2 protein-coding genes are annotated in these 3651 nt (G+C 75.8%); both read right to left on the reverse strand.

Going from position 1 to position 3651, the window contains the following annotated elements; all coding sequences use genetic code 11:
• On the reverse strand, positions 1-2077 hold a 2077-nt coding region (locus SSNG_RS44715), incomplete at its 3' end, for an AAA family ATPase (protein WP_007262374.1).
• Positions 2078-2315: 238 nt separating this feature from the next.
• Positions 2316-3651, reverse strand: a 1336-nt coding sequence (locus SSNG_RS03310; RefSeq protein ID WP_063749869.1) for a S8 family serine peptidase, incomplete at its 5' end; no start/stop codon positions are given.

A 3651-nucleotide genomic window follows, 5' to 3' on the forward strand; every position in this document is an offset into this window, starting at 1 on the left:
CGAGTTCCACGGTGCCGAGCGCGTACAGCCCCCGGGACAGGAAGACCTGGTCGCCCTCCTCCTCCGAGGCCCGGATGCCCCGGCGGGCGTACGCGGCGGCGCGGGCGAAGCTGCCGGCGGCGGCCTCGGCGGTGGCGGCCACGTACCAGGCCGGCCCGGGTGAGAGACCCGCCTCGATGGTGAGTTCCAGGGCGCGGCGGGCGTGGGCGGTGGCGCGGACGCAGCGGCCGCGGCGCAGTTCGGTCTCGGTCATGCTGCGCAGCACCTCGAAGACGTCCTCGGCGGAGCCGGTGCGCTGGACGGCCGGCAGCAGGACGAGGAGCTGGCGGCGGGCGTCGGCGAGCCGGTCGTCGAAGAGGGCGTGGCGGACGGCGAGGAACTGGGGGGCGTTGCGCATGCCGAGGGGGACCTCGGGGGCGGGCAGGGCGAGTGCCCGGGCCAGGATGTCCTCGGCGTCGGGGTCGCCGAGGATGCGGCCCATCCGGGCGCGGACGGTCAGGGCCATGGCTTCGGCGACCTGGTCTCCCCCGGCCTTGGCGAGCGCTCCGGCCTCGGCGGCGGCGTCGCGGGCGCGGACGGGGTCGCCGTCGCCGATGTTGTGCTTCCAGGCGATCCGCAGCTGGACGGCGGCCTGCAGGGAGGGGTCCCCGGCGGCGTCGGCGAGGGCGTGGGCGATGGTCTCGTCGAGGTCGGCCAGGGCCTGCCCGGCGGCGTCGATCACCGCGAGCCGGGCCCGTACCCGCTGGGCGGGCGAGGCGTCCCGGGCGAGGACGGCGCGGGTGGCTCGGCGGGCGAGGTCGGCGCGGCCGGCCCAGCCGGCGTCCTCGGCGGCGCCGACGAGGCGGGCGAGCTCCTCCTGCGGGAGGGCGACGGGGGTGCGTTCGGCGGCGAGCAGCCCGAGCTCGGCGGCGAGCGCCCGCTGGCCCCGGCGGCGGCAGGCGTCGGCGGCCCGGGTGATGTCGGCGGCGAGGTCCGCGTCGGGGGTGTCGACGGCGAGCGCGCGGTGGCGCACGGCCTGGACGGGGTCGTCGACGGCGGCGGCGAGCGCGGCGTGGCCGACGGCCCGCTCGGGCCAGCCGGCGTCGGCGGCCAGGGCGGCCGGCAGCGCGCCGGCGGTGAAGGCGACGGTGCCGTCCTCGGCGACGGTGACCAGTGCGGCCCGTTCGGCCTGCGCGAGTTCCGCCTCGGCGTCGGGGCGTCCGGCCCGGCGGAGCAGGGCGGTGGTGGGGCGGGCGGCGAGGGCGGCGAGCAGCAGGGTGGGGCGGGTCCGGCCGGGGGCGGTGGCGAGGAGCCGGCGGGCGACCTCGCGGGCCTGGCCGGTGACGGGCAGGGTGTCGGCGTGGTGGGCGCCGCCGCCCTGGCCTGCGGCTTCGGCGAGGGAGTGGCCGAGGGCGAGGGCGAGGCGCGGGTTGCCGCCGCTGGCCTGGTGGATGCGGCCGGCCAGGCGGGCGGGCAGGCCGTGGCGGAGCAGGAGTTCGGCGACCTCGTCGGCGCCGAGCGGGGGGACGTGGACGACGGGGGTGCCGGGGCCGCAGAGGGATTCGGCGACGGGTGCGGACTGGACGCATTCGGCGGCGAGGACCCGGACGCGCGGCGGGGTCAGGCGCAGGACGAAGCGGAGCAGGTCGGTGCTCTCGGGGTCGAGCCACTGGGCGTTGTCGAGGACGAGCAGGACGGGGCCGGCGGTGGCGAGGCCGCGGAGCACTTCGACGACGGCCAGGGCGCAGGGCGAACGTGGTCGCGGCCGGCGCGGGGGGCGTCGGGTCTCGCGGCGCAGCAGGGCGACGGCGGTGCGCTGGGGTCCTGCGAGCCGGTCGAGGGCGGTGCGGGGGACGGAGGCGAGGAGGGCCGCGGCGGCGGCCTCGGGTATCTCCCGGTCGCAGGCTTCGGGGGCGAGGTTCAGGACGGTTTCGCGCCGCCGGGCGGCGGCGGCCGCGACGGCCCGCGCCACCTCGGTCTTCCCCGACCCCGCGCAGCCCGTGAGGACGGCGCGGCCGTGCGTGGTCAGCGCGCGGTCGACCGCCTCGATGAGTGCACCGTGTCCGACGTTGGTGTCAGCGTTACCCGTCGCCGCCACGCACAGCCACCAGCCTTTCGCGCCCCTGCTCCTGTGCCCTTCCTGTGAGACGCGACAATACGAGGTCAGCCCCCCGACGGACCCGGATTGTGACGCAGAATTCAGTCAGGCGGCAGGAATGCGCGGCGGGTCTGCCGGTACGGGAGGTACCGGCAGACCCGCGCACTGGATTGGTCCGTACCATCGGTCCGTCAGAACGGAGTTGGGGGACTCCGCCTGGACCGGTGCGGGACCGGGGTCAGAAGCCGATGCTCCAGGAGTCGATCTTGCCGGTGTCGCCGCCCGCGTTGTCGTTCACACGGAGCTTCCAGGTGCCGTTCGCGACCTCGGAGGAGGCGTTGACGGTGTAGGTCTGGTTGATGTTGTCCGTGCTGCCGCCGGCCCGGTTGTGGACCGTGTAGACGGTGCCGTCGGGGGCGACCAGGTCGACCTTCAGGTCACCGATGTAGGTGTGCGCGATGTTCACGCCGACCTTGAGGGTGGCCGGGGCGTTGCCGGTCACGCCGGTGACGGTGATCGCGCTCTCCACCGTGGTGTTGTCGCCGATGGCGACGTCCGTGGTGTTCTCGAAGGCCGGGGTGGGCTGCGTCGAGGTCACGGCGTTGACGGTGGCGGTGGCGTCGGCGAGGCCGGCGCCGCAGCCGCCGGTGCAGGTGCCGGCCAGCGGGCGGGCGTTGGCCTTGATGGCCGCCTCGATCTGCGCCGGGGTCAGCGAGGGCTTGGCCGCGACGAGGAGGGCGGCGAGGCCCGCGACGTGCGGGGCGGCCATGCTGGTGCCCTGGTACGGCTTGTAGATCTCGGCGCCGGGGGTGGTGGTGCCGCCGTTCAGCGTGGAGAGGATGCCGTTCTCGGGGGTGGTGACGGTGCCGGGCGTGTCGGTGGCGCGGCGGGTCTCACCGCCCGGGGCGGCGACGTCGATGATCGCGCCGTAGTTGGAGTAGAAGGAGCGGTCGCCGGTGCGGTTGCTGGCGGCCACGTTGATCACGTTGTTGCAGCTGGCGGGCGTGAAGCCGGCCGCGTCCGCGTTGCTGTTGCCGGCGGCGACCACGACGGTGGTGCCGCGGCCGACGGCCGCGTTGATGGCGTTCTGGTAGCTGGTGGTGCAGGCGCCGGAGCCGCCCAGGCTCATGTTGATGACCTTGGCGGGGGTGGCGTTCGCCGGGACGCCTGCGACGGTGCCGCCGGAGGCCCAGGTGATGGCGTCGACGATGTCCGAGGTCGCGCCGCCGCACTTGCCGAGGACGCGGACGGGCTGGATCTTGGCGTTGTACGCGATGCCCGCGACGCCCTTGGCGTTGTTGGTCGCGGCGCCGATGGTGCCGGCGACGTGGGTGCCGTGCCAGGAGGAGTCACTGGCCTTGGAGCCGGTGCCGCACTCGCCGGCCGCGCTCCAGTCGCCCTGGTCGGCCGGGTTGTTGTCGCGGCCGTTGCCGTCACGGGCGGCGGTGGAGCTGCTGATGAAGTCGTAGCCGGCGACGATGTTGGGGGCCACGTCGGAGTGGGCCACGTAGCCGGTGTCGATGACGGCGACGGTGACGCCGGAGCCGGTGGTCTTGTCCCAGGCGGCGGGCACG

The organism is Streptomyces sp. C, assembly GCF_000158895.1.
Classification (GTDB): Bacteria; Actinomycetota; Actinomycetes; order Streptomycetales; family Streptomycetaceae; genus Streptomyces; species Streptomyces racemochromogenes.